Source organism: Streptomyces sp. NPDC097640 (assembly GCF_040302705.1).
GTDB lineage: Bacteria > Actinomycetota > Actinomycetes > Streptomycetales > Streptomycetaceae > Streptomyces.
In genome coordinates this window covers 1-14,111 of the sequence record NZ_JBEOSB010000050.1, presented here as the reverse complement: position 1 = coordinate 14,111, position 14,111 = coordinate 1, and the positions used below count along the sequence as shown (strand labels likewise).

At 72.5% G+C, this 14,111-nt stretch carries 11 protein-coding genes; 3 read left to right on the top strand and 8 right to left on the bottom strand.

Annotated elements, in window-relative coordinates; translation table 11 throughout:
- Positions 1 to 4: 4 nt before the first annotated feature.
- Positions 5 to 1,501, bottom strand: coding sequence for an ABC transporter permease (locus ABTY62_RS45595; protein ID WP_352135294.1), 1,497 nt, complete (start codon positions 1,499 to 1,501; stop codon positions 5 to 7).
- 130 nt (positions 1,502 to 1,631) lie between these two features.
- Positions 1,632 to 2,903: a L,D-transpeptidase gene (locus tag ABTY62_RS45590; RefSeq protein ID WP_352135293.1), complete on the bottom strand. Its 1,272-nt coding sequence runs from the start codon at positions 2,901 to 2,903 to the stop codon at positions 1,632 to 1,634.
- A 423-nt stretch (positions 2,904 to 3,326) separates the two neighbouring features.
- Here ABTY62_RS45590 and ABTY62_RS45585 point away from each other — a divergent pair, with 423 nt between their 5' ends.
- On the top strand, positions 3,327 to 3,605 hold the full coding sequence (locus ABTY62_RS45585) for a hypothetical protein (protein WP_352135292.1): 279 nt from the start codon (positions 3,327 to 3,329) through the stop codon (positions 3,603 to 3,605).
- Positions 3,606 to 3,623: 18 nt separating this feature from the next.
- On the opposite strand, the gene hutH is transcribed toward ABTY62_RS45585, so the two are convergent.
- The 6 genes from hutH to ABTY62_RS45555 all read right to left on the bottom strand — a co-directional run bounded on the left by hutH (position 3,624) and on the right by ABTY62_RS45555 (position 11,904).
- Positions 3,624 to 5,162 (bottom strand): histidine ammonia-lyase, encoded by a 1,539-nt coding sequence (gene hutH, locus ABTY62_RS45580; RefSeq protein WP_352135322.1) that lies wholly within the window; start codon positions 5,160 to 5,162, stop codon positions 3,624 to 3,626.
- Positions 5,163 to 5,688: 526 nt separating this feature from the next.
- Positions 5,689 to 6,852: a GGDEF domain-containing protein gene (locus ABTY62_RS45575; protein WP_352135321.1), complete on the bottom strand. Its 1,164-nt coding sequence runs from the start codon at positions 6,850 to 6,852 to the stop codon at positions 5,689 to 5,691.
- Between the two features lie 136 nt (positions 6,853 to 6,988).
- The gene (locus ABTY62_RS45570) at positions 6,989 to 7,783 is read right to left on the bottom strand and encodes an enoyl-CoA hydratase/isomerase family protein (protein ID WP_352135291.1); all 795 of its coding nucleotides are present in this window, start codon (positions 7,781 to 7,783) and stop codon (positions 6,989 to 6,991) included.
- Positions 7,784 to 7,880: 97 nt separating this feature from the next.
- Positions 7,881 to 9,407, bottom strand: a complete 1,527-nt coding sequence (locus ABTY62_RS45565) for a cytochrome P450 family protein (RefSeq protein ID WP_352135290.1) — start codon at positions 9,405 to 9,407, stop codon at positions 7,881 to 7,883.
- 233 nt (positions 9,408 to 9,640) lie between these two features.
- Complete coding sequence (locus ABTY62_RS45560) at positions 9,641 to 10,810, bottom strand: adenylate/guanylate cyclase domain-containing protein (protein WP_352135289.1); 1,170 nt, start codon at positions 10,808 to 10,810, stop codon at positions 9,641 to 9,643.
- A 224-nt stretch (positions 10,811 to 11,034) separates the two neighbouring features.
- On the bottom strand, positions 11,035 to 11,904 hold the full coding sequence (locus ABTY62_RS45555; protein WP_352135288.1) for a biotin--[acetyl-CoA-carboxylase] ligase: 870 nt from the start codon (positions 11,902 to 11,904) through the stop codon (positions 11,035 to 11,037).
- Between the two features lie 175 nt (positions 11,905 to 12,079).
- Here ABTY62_RS45555 and ABTY62_RS45550 point away from each other — a divergent pair, with 175 nt between their 5' ends.
- Both ABTY62_RS45550 and ABTY62_RS45545 read left to right on the top strand, forming a co-directional pair.
- Entirely contained in the window at positions 12,080 to 13,675 is a 1,596-nt protein-coding gene (locus ABTY62_RS45550; RefSeq protein ID WP_502997652.1) for an acyl-CoA carboxylase subunit beta, read from the top strand.
- A gap of 56 nt (positions 13,676 to 13,731) precedes the next feature.
- On the top strand, positions 13,732 to 13,938 hold the full coding sequence (locus ABTY62_RS45545; protein WP_311729341.1) for an acyl-CoA carboxylase epsilon subunit: 207 nt from the start codon (positions 13,732 to 13,734) through the stop codon (positions 13,936 to 13,938).
- The last annotated feature ends 173 nt before the right edge of the window (positions 13,939 to 14,111 follow it).

Here is a 14,111-nt window from a genome sequence, read left to right as displayed (position 1 = left end):
CGGGCTACTCGACGCGGCGCAGCGCGTCCGCCGGGCGCAGCCGTGAGGCGCGCCAGCCGCCGAAGCCGCCCGCCACGAGCCCGCCCGCGACGGCGAGGCCGACCGCGAGCGCGATGGTGGCCGCGCTGACCGGGGCGGTGAGCGCCACGTCCAGGGACTTGGTCGCGGCCTGGCGCAGCCCGCCGCCCATGCCGCCGGGCCCGCCGCCGCCCGGGCCGCCCATGCCCATGCCGCCGCCCGCGCCGCCTCCGGTGGAGCCCAGCTGGGCGGTGAGGCTGGGGCTGATCGCGGTCACCGCGTAGGCGCCCGCGAGGCCGAGCGCGATCCCGAGCGCCCCGCCGAGCAGCCCGTTGACCAGGGCCTCGCCCACCACCTGGCGGGTGACCCGGCCGCTCTTCCAGCCCAGCGCCTTGAGCGTGCCGAACTCCCGTACCCGGCGGCTGACCGCCGAGGAGGTGAGCAGCCCGGCGACCAGGAAGGCGGCGGCCAGGACGGCGATGGACAGCCACTTGCCGACGTTGGAGGCGAGGTCGGAGGCGGTGGACAGGGAGCCGGAGACGGTCTTGGCGAGGTCGGCGGAGGTGGTGACCGTGGTGCCGGAGACGTTCTTCTGGATGGCCGACTTGACGCCGTCGATCCGCTGCGAGTCGGCCGCCTTGACGTAGACGGTGGTGACCTTGTCCTTGGAGTCGGAGAGGGTCTGCGCCTGCTTGAGCGGGATGTAGACGTTCGCGGCGGACGAGCCGCTGTCGGCGGTCGCGATCCCGATGATCTCGAACTTGGTGCCGGAGATGGTGACGTCGTCGCCCAGCGCCAGCTTCTTCTCCTTGGCGTACGCGCTGTCGACGACCGCCGCCTTGGCGTTGCCCTGCGCGCTGGTGAAGGTCTTGCCCTTGCTGATCCTGGAGGAGGTCAGCGGGCCGAGGCCGAGGTGGGAGACGTCGACCCCGTAGACGGAGAAGGAGTTGACGTCGAACTGGGCGCCGCCGCCCTCGACCTGCCCCTGCGGCGCGCCGCCGCCCTCGCCACCGGGGCCGCCGCCCTGCCGGTTGCCGCCGGCGTTCGGGTTCTGCTTGAACTCGCCCCGGTTGAACTGCCCGCTGACCTTCAGGACCTGGAGGTTCAGCCCGCCGACCGCGTCGGCGACCCCGCCCTGCTTCCCGATCTTGGTCACGGTCGCGGCGGACAGGGTCTGGAAGCCCTGCACCATCACCCGGTCGCTGCTCTGCTCTTTGTCGTCGTCGCTGTCGCGGGCGTCGAACTCGAAGCGCGGGCGCGAGTTCTGGTTGCTGCCCGAGGACGCCTCGCGGGCCTTGGTGACGGTCATGTCGGTGCCCAGGCCGTACAGCGACTCCAGCACCTTGCCCTGCGCGCGCTCCATGCCGGAGGACACCGAGGTGACGACGATGACGAGCGCGATGCCCAGTGCCAGACCCGAGGCGACGACGAGCGCCGCCTTTCTACGGCGGCGCAGCTCGCGCCGGAGGTAGGTGAAGAACATGCGCGCGACGGTAGGGGCGCCGTGTGATGAGCGGATAAGGGCAGGATGAGAGCGAGCTTAAGAAAGCCGACGGGCGGCGGCCGGCCTGAGAAGGCCGACCGCCGCCCGGGGCGGGAGTGCTAAGGGTGCGTCAGGCGCCGGTGGCGCTGCCCGCGACCCACTCGCTCCACTTCATGTTCCAACCGTTCAGGCCGTTGTCCGGCGCGACCGTCTGGTCCTTCGAGTTCTTCACGATGACGACGTCACCGATCTGCGACTCGTTGTAGAACCAGGTCCCGTCGGTGTTCGGGTCGTTCGCGCCCTTGGTGTCCGACAGGCCCACGCAGCCGTGGCTGGTGTTGACCGCGCCGAAGATGGACTTGGCGCCCCAGTAGTTGCCGTGGATGAAGGTGCCCGAGGTGGTCAGGCGCATGGCGTGCGGCACGTCCTTGATGTCGTACTCGCCCTTGCCGTCGCTGTCCGTGAAGCCGACCGTCGCACCGTTCATCCGGGTCTCCTTGAACTTCTCGGAGATCACCATCTGACCGTTGTAGGTCGTGTTCTGCGGGCTGCCGGCCGAGATCTTGATGGTCTTGAACAGCTTGCCGTCGCGCACGACCTTCATGGTCTTGGCCTCGGCGTCGACCGTGGAGACCTGGGAGCGGCCGATCTTGAAGGTGACGGTCTTCTCCTGGACGCCCTTCACCCCCGGCGAGCCCTCGACGCCGTCGAGGTCCAGCTTCAGGGTGACGGTCGAGTTGGCCTTCCAGTACTCATTCGGCCGGAAGTCCAGCCGCTGGCTGCCGAACCAGTGGCCGACGACCTGCTGACCGCTGCTGGAGCTGACCGTGATGCCCGACTGGACGGCCTTCTTGTCGCTGATCGCCTTGTCGAAGTTGATCGACACGGGCATGCCGACGCCGACCGTCGCGCCGCTCTCCGGCGTGAAGTTGCCGATGAAGCTGTTCGTCGGCGAGACGGTGGTGAAGGAGGAGTTCTCGGTCGCCTTGCGGCCCTTGGAGTCCTCGGCCGTCGCGGCGATCTTGTACTGGGTGGACCGCTCCAGCTGCCCGCTCGGCTTCCAGGACTTCCCGTCGGACGATATGGAGCCGGGGACCTTGGTACCGGTCGCGGCCGCGGTCATGCTCACGTCCTTGAGCGTGCCGCCGGAGACGGTGACCTTGGTGTCGCTGTTGATGCCCGCGTTGGTGGCTCCGGCCTTGGGCGTGATCTTGATGTGGGCTTCCGACGCGTCCTTGGCGGCCGCCTCGTCCACCTGCGACTGGGACTTGTCGCCACCGGCGTCGTTCTTGTCCCCGTCGCTGCCGCCCTTGTCGCCCCCACCACACGCCGCGAGGGTCAGTACTCCGCTGAGCACGGCGGCCGCGGCCACCAGCCCCCTACGGCGCTTGCCGTCCGTCATCACACGCTTCTCCATTGATCTGGACCCCAGAAACCCCGGACCTATCTGACAAGAACGCCTGTACCTTTTGGCCGGTTCCTCGCACAGTAAAACTGTGCGCAAGGCCACTTAGCAAAGGCGCCGGTCAAGCCGGTGGCCCGACCGGGGTAACCGGCACCCGTGCGGCGCAGTCGTCCCGTCCCCTCTTATCCTCCAGGACGCAACATCGCAGGACTCCGTTCCACTCCGGCGCGTCGGGACACGGATCTTCGAGGATCCGTGGGGGGCACTCGCACCCAAACCCGGCATAGCCGAGCAAAGCATGACGTCTTCGGACTGCCCATACGACGGAGGGTATGCCTCCGGGGGGTCTCGCTTCCGCGCGACCCGCAGTTGTCACTACGATCGGACGCACGAGGCCAATTCACCGCCGCCTCAAGGAGGATGCAGTTGTCCGCACGCCGACCGCTGATGACCGCCGCCGCCGCGGGTTCGCTGCTGTGCGCCCTGTGGTTCGTCCCCTCCGCGAACGCCACCGTCGAGCGGGAGGGCCAGGCCCCCGCCGCACAGCCGAGAGCCGCCCAGCCCGCCTCCGGTGAGAACCTCGCCGACACGGGCAGCGTGGATGTCACCCCGTACCTGATCGGCGGCACGGCCTTCCTGGGGCTCGGGGTCGCGATGGTGACCGCGTCCGTACGCCGCACGCGCCCTGAGGCGTACTAGCCAGGCGCTGGAAGCCGCTCAGGCCAGGGGCCCGGTCACCTGTTCCGCCGCCTCGGTCAGCTGCCCCGACCGTACGAACGCGTCCGCGGCCGCCAGGTCCGGCGCCAGATAGCGGTCCGCCCCCGGACCCTCGACGCCCGCCCGGCGCACCGCCGCCAGCACCGCCCGGCTCGCGGGGGCCGGCGTCAGCCCCTCCCGCAGCTCGATCGCGCGGGTGGCCGCGACCAGCTCCACCGCGATCACGCGGGTCAGGTTGTCCACCGCCGTACGCAGCTTGCGCGCCGCCGACCAGCCCATCGAGACATGGTCCTCCTGCATCGCCGAGGAGGGGATGGAGTCGACGGAGGCGGGCACCGCCAGCCGCTTCATCTCGCTCACCAGCGCCGCCTGGGTGTACTGCGCGATCATCAGGCCCGAGTCCACGCCGGCGTCCCCCGCCAGGAAGGGCGGCAGGCCGTGCGAGCGGTTCTTGTCGAGCAGCCGGTCGGTGCGGCGCTCGGCGATCGAGGCGAGGTCGGCCGCGGCGACCGCCAGGAAGTCCAGGACGTAGGCGACGGGCGCCCCGTGGAAGTTGCCGTTGGACTCCACCCGGCCGTCCGGCAGCACCACCGGATTGTCCACGGCGGCGGCCAGCTCGCGGTCGGCGACCAGCCGGGCGTGCGTGAGCGTGTCCCGGCCCGCGCCCGCGACCTGGGGCGCGCAGCGCACCGAGTAGGCGTCCTGGACCCGCGGCGCGTCGTCCTGGTGGTGTCCGGTGAGGCCGGAGCCGGCCAGCACCCGCAGCATGTTGTCCGCGCTCGCCGCCTGGCCCGGGTGCGGCCGGATGGCGTGCAGCTCGGGGGCCAGCACCCGGTCGGTGCCCAGCAGCGCCTCCAGCGACAGCGCGGCCGTCACATCGGCGGCGGTGAACAGCCGCCCCAGGTCCTCGCAGGCCATGAGCAGCATGCCCAGCATCCCGTCGGTGCCGTTGAGCAGCGCGAGCCCCTCCTTCTCGCGCAGCTCGACCGGCTCGATGCCGTGCTCGGCCAGCAGGTCGGCGGCCGGGCGCAGCGCCCCGTCCGGCCCCTCGGCCTCCCCCTCGCCCATCAGCGTCAGCGCGCAGTGCGAGAGCGGGGCGAGGTCGCCGGAGCAGCCCAGCGAACCGTACTCGTGCACCACGGGCGTGATCCCCGCGTTGAGCACGGCGGCCATGGTCCGTACGACCACCGGGCGCACGCCCGTGCGGCCCGAGGCGAGCGTCTTCAGCCGCAGGAACATCAGCGCGCGCACCACCTCGCGCTCGACCCGCGGCCCCATGCCCGCGGCGTGCGAGCGCACGATGTTGCGCTGTAGCTGAACGCGCAGCTCCGGGCTGATGTGGCGGACGGCGAGCGCGCCGAAGCCGGTGGAGACGCCGTAGACGGGCTCCGGCTTGGCGGCGAGGTCGTCGATGATCCGGCGCGAGGCGGCGACGGCGGCCATGGCGTCCTCGGACAGCTCGACCCGCGCGCCGCCGCGGGCGACGGCGAGCACGTCGGTCGCGGTCGTCCCGGAGGTACCCAGCACCACAGAATGCATATCCATATTCAGGCACCCTAGATACTGAATCCCCGCCTGTCACCCGCCGCCCGCCGCAGGCGGGACTCCCGCCGGGCCGTCCGGCGCTTCCCGCCGCCTGCGGCGGGCTCACGCGGCGGAGCCGCATATCGGATACAGCCCCCTACCCGCCCCTTCCCACAACCAGGGGCTCCGCCCCTGGACCCCGAGGCTGGGGGAGCCCCCGCCCAGCGGCGCCCCGCGCTCGGCGCCCCTCCCGCTCCGCGTTCTCCTCCGAGGCGGCCCGGCGACGGGCGGCCTCAACCGGGACGGCGCGTACGCGGGCAGCGACGGCGAGCACGGGACAGCGCCGTGCGGCAGCGCCGTGCGGCAGCCCCGTGCGGCAGCCCCGTGCGGCAGCCCCGTGCGGCAGCCCCGTGCGGCAGCCCCGTGCGGCAGCCCCGTGCGGCAGCCCCGTGCGGCTCGCCCCAGCCCCAGGGGGCTGGGGCGGAGCCCCCCGCGCGGCGGAGCCGCACGGAGATCCGGGGGCCGGGCCGGTCCCCGGCGGCTAGAGGCGGCCGCGGAAGCGGCGGCGTTCGGGGGCGCGGATCGATCTGTCCGCGGCGGCGCTGTCCGCGAGGCGGACCACCGGGTCCTGCGGACCCCCCTCGCGCCCCGCGACCACCGGCTTCGCCGAGCGGGCGGCCTTCGCCCGGTACTGGGCCGCGTCCGCCAGCCGGAACAGCCGGCGGGCGCTGTGCACGGGGCCGATCGGGTCACCCGTCGAGGCCACCCCGCACGCGACCCCCTCGCCCAGCTCCAGCTCGGCGGCCCGGCGGCACAGCTCGTCGGCCACCCGCACCACCTCGTCCGCCGACGGGCCGACCTCCACCAGGCAGAACTCATCGCCCCCGAGCCGGGCCGCCAGGGCCCCCGGGAGCATCGCGCCGCACAGCGAGAGCACCGAGCCGAACCGTTCCAGCAGCCGGTCGCCCACCGCGTGCCCCAGCGTGTCGTTCACCTGCTTCAGCCCGTTGAGGTCGCACATCACCAGGCTCACCACCACCGAGTCGTCACGGCGGTGCGCCTCCAGCGCCTCGTCCAGTCTTATGTCCACCGCCCGGCGGTTGCCGAGCCCGGTCAGCGGGTCGGTGAAGGCCAGTTTGCGGGCCTCCTCCAGCCGCTCGGTCTGCGCGATCCCGGCGGCGGTCACCGCGGCCAGGACGGTCGCGAAGTCGGCGTCGGCCCGGCCGAACACCGGCCCCCCGGCCCGCCGCGCCACATACAGCTCGCCCCACGCCCGGCCGTGCAGCACGATCGGCGCGACGACGCAGCTGCCGCGCCCGCGCCGCCGCAGCGCCGCCGCCCGCCCGGGGCTGACGCCGCGCAGCACCCCCTGCGGACCGCCCGCCGCGTCCGTACCCGCGCCCGTACCCGCGTACGCGGGTACGCCCGGACCGCCCGCCACCTCCACCCACGCGTGCGGCTCCCCGCCCCGCGCCCACTGCTCATGCAGAAACTCGGTGATCTCGGGGAACTCGTGCACCGGATAGGACTCGTGCTCGGGGAACTCCTCCTCCCCCTCGGCCAGTTCCCCGCTGTTGACCAGCACCCGCAGCCGCCCCAGCTCCCGCTCCCACACCGAGACCGCCGCGAAGCTCCCGCCGAGCGCGCGGCGCGCGGCCTCCGCCGCGGACCGCACCGCCCCACGCGGGGTGTGCGCGGCCGCCATCGCCTGCGCCAGTCCCACCACGGCCGTCAGCCGCGCATCACCCTCGCCTGTCACCACGCCTCACATTCCCCTGCCGCGCACACCGCACAGTCCAGCGTAGGAATGTTCGGCGAATTCTGCCTTGTCCCGTATCGGGCTATTCGCCGGGCCAGTTCGGTGTGCGCTTTTCGTTGAAGGCCGCCACGCCCTCCGCCCGGTCCCCGGAGAAGGCCACCGACCGCCAGGCCGCGTCCTCGATCTCGAGCCCTGCCCGCAGATCGAGTCCGTAACCGACCCGCAGCGCCCGCTTGGCCGCCCGCAGCCCCACCGGGGAGTTCACGGCGATCCGCCGGGCCAGCTCCAGCGCCTCGGAACGGTCCTCGCCGTCCGCGGCCAGCCGGTCGACGAGGCCCAGCTCGCGGGCCTCCGCGGCGGCCACCCGCCGCGCCGTGAAGATCAGCTCGGCGGCGCGCGCGGCCCCGACCCGGCGCGGCAGCAGTTGGGTGCCGCCGCCGCCCGGGATCACCCCGACCGAGACCTCGGGCAGCCCGACCACCGCCGTGCCGTCCGCGACGATCAGGTCGCAGGCCAGGGCCAGCTCGTAGCCGCCGCCCAGCGCGTAGCCGTGCACGGCGGCCACCGTGGGCACCGGCAGCTCCAGCACCCCGGTGTAGGCGGCGCGCGCCAGCGGCCGCTGCCGCCCCAGCTCGGCGTCGCTCAGGGAGTTCCGCTCCTTCAGGTCGGCGCCCACGCAGAAGGCCCGCTCGTGGCTGGAGGACAGCACCACGGCCCGTACGGACCTGTCCTGGGCCAGCGCGGCGCACGCCTCGGCGATGCTCCGCGCCATCCCCGTGGAGACGGCGTTCATGGCCTTGGGCCGGTCCAGTACCAGCTCGGCCACGAAGTCTTCCTGCCGGACCGCGACCCACTCGCCGTAGCGCTGCTCACTCACACGACCCTCCCGGTTAACGACCGTGAACACGTCGGGACGGATCATCGCAGCCCGCGCCGCCCCCGGCCAGTGGACGCCGGGGGCGACGGGGCACCGGTCACTTGCGCGAGCGCCGCCATCGGGCCAGGAAGGCCAGCACGCCGGTCGGCTTCGGCTTGGCCGCCTCCCCGGGCGCGCCGCCGAACTCCGCCGCGGCCGCCACCTCCGCGCCCGGCACCGCCGGCGGCGCCGACGGGGCGGGCGGGGCGGGCGGGGCGGTCGGGGCGGCGGGGATCCCCTGGACCGTGACCTCAGGGGCCGAGGTCGGAGCGGCAGGAGCGGGGGCCGCCGGCTCGGGCCCGGCGTCCCACTCCGCGGGCTTGGGCGGCTCGCCGACGCGCGCGAACCGCACCGGGAGCGCGGTCAGCCCGCGTTGGTACAGCCCCGGGCGCCACTCCAGCTTCTCGCCGTCGACGGCGAGCTCGATGTCCGGAAGCCGGTCCAGCAGCTTCTCGATGGCCGCGGTCGCGATCAGCCGCGCCTGGCTGCGGCCGGAGCAGGTGTGCTGCCCGGCGCTGAAGGCCAGGTGGGCCCGGTTTCCCTGCTTGTGCTGGGAGGATTCGAGCGCGTCCTGGTTGCCCCCGGCGAAGCTGATCACCACGGGCTCGCCCGCGCGCAGCCGGGTCCCGCTGATCGTGACATCCCGCAGCGGGAAGTGCACGGCCAGATTGGCCAGCGGCGGTGCGGTCCACAACACCTCGTCCAGGGCGTCCTCGACGAGCATGCCCCCGCCCGCGAGGTCCCCCGCGAAGTTCTCGTCGGTCAGCAGCACCCGCAGGGCGTTGCTGATCAGGCTGGGCACCGGCTCGCTGCCCATGCCCATCATCAGCAGCAGCTGCTCGACCAGCTCCTCGTCGGTCAACCGCGCCGGGTGGGCGATCAGCCAGGAGGTGACGTCAGGACCCGGATCCCTCCGCTTGAGCTCGATCAGGGCCAGCAGCGTGGCATCGACGTCCTGCGCCGCGGCCATCGGGTCCTGACCGTCCAGCAGCTGCGCCATGGCCCCGAACAGCCGGTCCGCGATGTCCTTCGGGCAGCCGAACAGCTCGCCGACGGTCAGCATCGAGACCAGCTGGCAGTACTCGGGGATCAGATCGGCCTCGCCCGCCGCGGCGAACTGGTCGATCAGCGAGTCGGCTATGCGCTCCACATAGCCGCGCAGCGCCCCCGGGTCGATCCGGCTCATGCTGTCGTCGATGGCGCTGCGGAGCCGCCGGTGCGCCTCCCCGTCCACCCAGCCGGCCTGGGCCCGGGGCCTGATGAGCTGGGCGGAGTGGGTGGCCTCGGGGACCCGGCCCTCGTTTCTCGCCCGCCAGTTGCGCGCGTCCTTGGAGAACGTCTCGGGGCGCCGAAGGATCTCCAGGGCCGTCTCGTAACCGACGCACAGCACGGCCGTGACGCCCGGGTCCAGCTCCACGGGCGCGAGCGGGCCATGGGTCTCGCGCAGCCGCTTGTAGACGGCGTACGGGTCCTGGAAGAACTCGGCTGTGTAAAGCGGCTCGGCTCCGGTGCCGCCGGCATGCGCCGGACAGCCCGGAGGGGGAACGGCAGTCGGCTGGGCGACCGATTCGTAAGGCTGGCTCACAGTGCTCCTGGCTTCTGTCTTCGGTACAGGCCGACAGCGCGAGGGCATGAGCTCGAGGCTCGCCGGGATCGCCAAGATCCACTCATCTCGCGCGCAGGTAGGCTAGCGCGATACGGCGGTCCTGCACCCCGGGCTTACCCGAACAGACACAGGAACTGCGCACGCGAGTACACAGAACCCTAGTGCGGGAACCGGTGCGGGAACGCGGCGGTACGCGCCTGAGCCCTGCCCCCTCAGCCCCGCCGGGTCAGCAGCCACGGCTCCACGACCCCCAGCCCACGCACCGGCCGCTGCCACGTCGGCTGGAGCGCGAAGCGGTACGAGGGCGGCTCCTCGCCCTCCTTCTCCGCGGCGGCCGCCTCCTCCGCGGCCTGGACCTCCGACACCGGGGCGGCCCTCAGCCGCCCCAGCTCCTCCGCGAACGCGCCGTCCACCAGGACCGCGTTCTTCGGGGCTATGGAGGTCAGCCGGCTGGCCAGGTTCACCGTCGTGCCGAAGACATCGCCCATCCTGGTCGTGACGGTCCCAAAAGCCATCCCGACCCGCAGCTCGGGCATCGTCTGGTCATGGGTCAGCGTCTCGATCAGCCGCAGCCCGATCTCGGCCGCGATGCTCGCGTCGTCGGCCGCGTACAGCACCTCGTCGCCCAGCGTCTTGATCAGCCGGCCGCCGTGCGCGGCCACCAGGTCGGCGGCCGTGGTCTCGAACGCCTCGACCAGCTCGCCGAGCTCCTCCTCCTCCAGCCGCCGGGTCAGCCGGGTGAAGCTCACCAGGTCCGCGAAGCCGACGGCCAGCCGCCGGTCGACCATCTCCGCGTCGTCCGCCGTCTGCACCACCCGGCCCGTCGCGGCCGCCAGCTGCCGCCGGTAGACGTAGACCAGGAACTCCTCCAGCTCCGGAAGCAACAGCTCCACCAGCGGGTAGGCGATCTCGGTCCGCGTCATGCCGGTCTCGTGCGGCTCGGTGAGCCCCTCCAGGAAGGAGTCGGTCTGCCAGTCCGCCAGCCGGGCCGTGGTCTGGCCCGTCGACCGCGCCACCTGGATGGCCATCGGCTCGCTGAGCAGCCCCGCCTCCACCAGGCCGGCCAGCCGCCGCAGCGCCAGCACATCCGCCTCCGTGAGCGCCTTGGCCTGGCCGATGTCGGCGAAGCCCATCGCCCGCCAGAAGCGGGTGGCCAGCTCCACGGACACCCCGGCGCTGCGGGCCGCCTGGAAAGGGGTGTACTGCCGCTCCGCCCCGAGGATCAGCTGCTCGAGCCGTAGCGAGAGAGGGTCCACTTCGGGCTCGCCGCCACCGGCGCCGGCCGCACCCCCGTCGACGGGCGGGGCGTCGGCGTCATCGGCGGCCGCGCCCCGGGCCCCGGCGTCCGGAGCCGCGCCGGAATCCCTGTCGTCGGCGGTCACCGGCGGCCCCCTGTCCGATCCCTGCGCACTGCCCTTCCGTTCCCTCTTCCGGTAGTTCGGTTTCCGGCTCACGGCCGCCCCGAACTGGACGGACCGCCACAACGATACGTCAGGTGTGCCCTAGCTCACTCTCCCCGGGGAAGCTGGGAAAACTCTTTGCCCCAGGGCTCAAAAAATCTCCGCCCGCTCGCTGCCGGACCACCGCCCCGACTCCGTACCCGGAGCTACGACACGGCCCGCAGATGCACGATGTCCCCGGCGGAGACCGGCTCCTGCACACCGCCCTCGGTGGCGAGCACCAGCCGCCCGTCGCCGTCGATCGCGACGGCCTCGCCGACGCGCTCCCCGCCGCCGGGCAGCTCGGCACGCACCCTACGGCCCAGGGTCGCGCACCCCGCCGCGTACGTCTCCTGGAGCCCGCAGGCCCCGGGGTCGCCCTCGAACCGGCGCCACTCCCCGTACCACTCCTCGATCGACCGCAGCACGGCCCGCAGCAGCGGGTCCCGGTCGGTGGAGACGGCGCCCGCGAGCGCCAGCGAACCGGCCGTGGGCACCGGCAGTTCGTCGGCGTGCAGCGAGATGTTCAGGCCGACGCCGATCACCACCGCGTCACCGGTCCGCTCGGCGAGGATCCCACCGAACTTCCGCTCCTGGCCCTCGACCTTCACCAGCAGGTCGTTGGGCCACTTCAGCGCGGTGTCCACGCCCGCCGCGCGGGACAGCGCCCCGGCGCTCGCGACGCCGGCGAGCAGCGGCAGCCAGCCCCAGCGCTCGCCGGGCACCCCGGCGGCGCCCGGCCGCAGCAGCACCGAGAAGAACAGCCCGGAGCGGGGCGGGGCGGTCCAGGTGCGGTCCAGCCGTCCGCGCCCGGCGGTCTGCTCCTCGGCCACGAGCACCGCGCCCTCCGGGGCGCCCGCGGCCGCCCGGGTGACCAGATCGGTGTTGGTGGAGCCGGTCGCCTGCACCACGTCGAGCTCGGTCCACAGCCCGCCGGGCCGCACCAGCGCGCGCCGCAGCGCGGCCTCGACCAGCGGGGGACGTTCCAGGTCGGACCAGCGGCCGCCCCGGCCGCCCGGGGTGTCAGATGGCGTCATGAGCGTCAGCCTAGGGTGAGGAGGTGTGGCCAACGACGCACTGCCCGCATACAGTCCCGCCGATACGCTACGTGCCGGTAGCCCAGCCGGCGCAAGCACCCTTTTCCCGCCCGCCGACCCCCGTTTCACGGCCTGATTCCGCAAGGCCCCGAGGACGAGCAGGAGCCGCATCCCGATGTCCGAGCCTGAGATCTCCTCCGAGATTCCCAATCGTCACACCACCGCGGGCAAGCTCGCGGATCTCCAGCGCCGCATCGACGAGGCCACCCACGCGGGCTCGGCGCGAGCGGTGGAGAAGCAGCACGCCAAGGGCAAGCTGACCGCGCGAGAGCGCATCAACCTGCTCCTCGACGAGGGCTCGTTCACCGAACTCGACGAGTTCGCGCGACACCGCTCGACCAGCTTCGGCATCGAGAAGAACCGCCCGTACGGCGACGGCGTGGTGACCGGCTACGGCACGGTGGACGGCCGCCCGGTCTGCGTCTACTCCCAGGACTTCACGATCTTCGGCGGCTCGCTCGGCGAGGTCTACGGCGAGAAGATCGTCAAGGTGATGGACTTCGCCCTGAAGACCGGCTGCCCGATCATCGGCATCAACGACGGCGGTGGCGCCCGGATCCAGGAGGGCGTGGTCGCCCTCGGCCTGTTCGCCGAGATCTTCCGCCGAAACGTTCATGCGTCGGGCGTCATCCCGCAGATCAGCCTGATCGTCGGGCCGTGCGCGGGCGGGGCCGTCTACTCCCCCGCGATCACCGACTTCACGGTGATGGTCGACCAGACCTCGCACATGTTCATCACGGGACCGGATGTGATCAAGACGGTCACCGGCGAGGACGTGGGCTTCGAGGCCCTGGGCGGCGCCCGTACGCACAACACCACCTCCGGCGTGGCCCACTACATGGCGGCCGACGAGAAGGACGCCTTCGAGTACGTCAAGGCGCTGCTGTCCTACCTCCCGTCCAACAACCTCTCCGAGCCCCCGGCCTTCCCCGACGAGGCCGACCTCCAGGTCAGCGACGAGGACCAGGAGCTGGACGTCCTCATCCCGGACTCGGCGAACCAGCCCTACGACATGCACAAGGCGATCGAGCACGTCCTGGACGACGGCGAGTTCCTGGAGACCCAGCCGCTCTTCGCCCCGAACATCCTCACCGGCTTCGGCCGGGTCGAGGGCCACCCGGTGGGCATCGTCGCCAACCAGCCGCTCCAGTTCGCGGGCTGCCTGGACATCGACGCCTCGGAGAAGGCCGCCCGCTTCGTGCGCACCTGCGACGCCTTCAACGTGCCCGTCCTGACCTTCGTGGACGTGCCCGGCTTCCTGCCCGGCACCGACCAGGAGTACAACGGCATCATCCGGCGCGGCGCCAAGCTGATCTTCGCCTACGCCGAGGCCACCGTGCCGCTGATCACCGTCATCACCCGCAAGGCCTTCGGCGGCGCGTACGACGTCATGGGCTCCAAGCACCTGGGCGCGGACCTCAACCTGGCCTGGCCGACCGCGCAGATCGCGGTCATGGGCGCCCAGGGCGCGGTCAACATCCTCCACCGGCGGACGATCGCCGCCGCCGAGGACCCCGAGGCGACCCGCGCCGAGCTGATCGCCGACTACGAGGACGCGCTCCTCAACCCGTACACCGCCGCCGAGCGCGGCTACGTCGACGCGGTGATCATGCCGTCCGACACCCGCCGCCACATCGTCAAGGGCCTGCGCTCACTGCGCAACAAGCGCGAGAGCCTGCCCCCGAAGAAGCACGGCAACATCCCGCTGTAGGCGAAGATCCCGCCGTAGGCAACATCCCCCATCCCCCTCCAGGAAGGGCTGTTTCCATGATCAAGATAGTACGGGGCAATCCCACCCCGGAGGAGCTCGCCGCCGCGCTCGCGGTGGTCCAGGCGCGCGCGGCGGCCGCCGCGGCCGCCGCGCAGGGCGAGGGCGCGCCACCGGAGTGGTCCGACCCGGCCCGCACCATCCCCGCCCGCCGGGTGCCGCACCCGGGGCCGAGGGCGTGGCGTACGACGTACTGGCCGAGCTGAGGCGGCGTCCGCGGCCCTCCGGCCCTCGCACCGTCACCGTTTGTCGCGAAAATAGTCCTTTACGCCGTGGGGGGGGGCTGACGTCGCAAAACTCGACCACCCCCCCCAACACCGCCCCAGGAACCAAAAAAAAGTTGAAGAAAAAACCGCCACCGAAAAACAACAACAAGCGG

Coding starts and splice junctions, on each gene's coding strand:
- ABTY62_RS45555 (WP_352135288.1), bottom strand. CDS start 11,904: ATGACGCCATCTGACACCCCGGGCGGCCGGGGCGGCCGCTGGTCCGAC.
- hutH (WP_352135322.1), bottom strand. CDS start 5,162: ATGCATTCTGTGGTGCTGGGTACCTCCGGGACGACCGCGACCGACGTG.
- ABTY62_RS45585 (WP_352135292.1), top strand. CDS start 3,327: ATGCAGTTGTCCGCACGCCGACCGCTGATGACCGCCGCCGCCGCGGGT.
- ABTY62_RS45595 (WP_352135294.1), bottom strand. CDS start 1,501: ATGTTCTTCACCTACCTCCGGCGCGAGCTGCGCCGCCGTAGAAAGGCG.
- ABTY62_RS45550 (WP_502997652.1), top strand. CDS start 12,080: ATGTCCGAGCCTGAGATCTCCTCCGAGATTCCCAATCGTCACACCACC.
- ABTY62_RS45575 (WP_352135321.1), bottom strand. CDS start 6,852: ATGGCGGCCGCGCACACCCCGCGTGGGGCGGTGCGGTCCGCGGCGGAG.
- ABTY62_RS45545 (WP_311729341.1), top strand. CDS start 13,732: ATGATCAAGATAGTACGGGGCAATCCCACCCCGGAGGAGCTCGCCGCC.
- ABTY62_RS45590 (WP_352135293.1), bottom strand. CDS start 2,903: ATGACGGACGGCAAGCGCCGTAGGGGGCTGGTGGCCGCGGCCGCCGTG.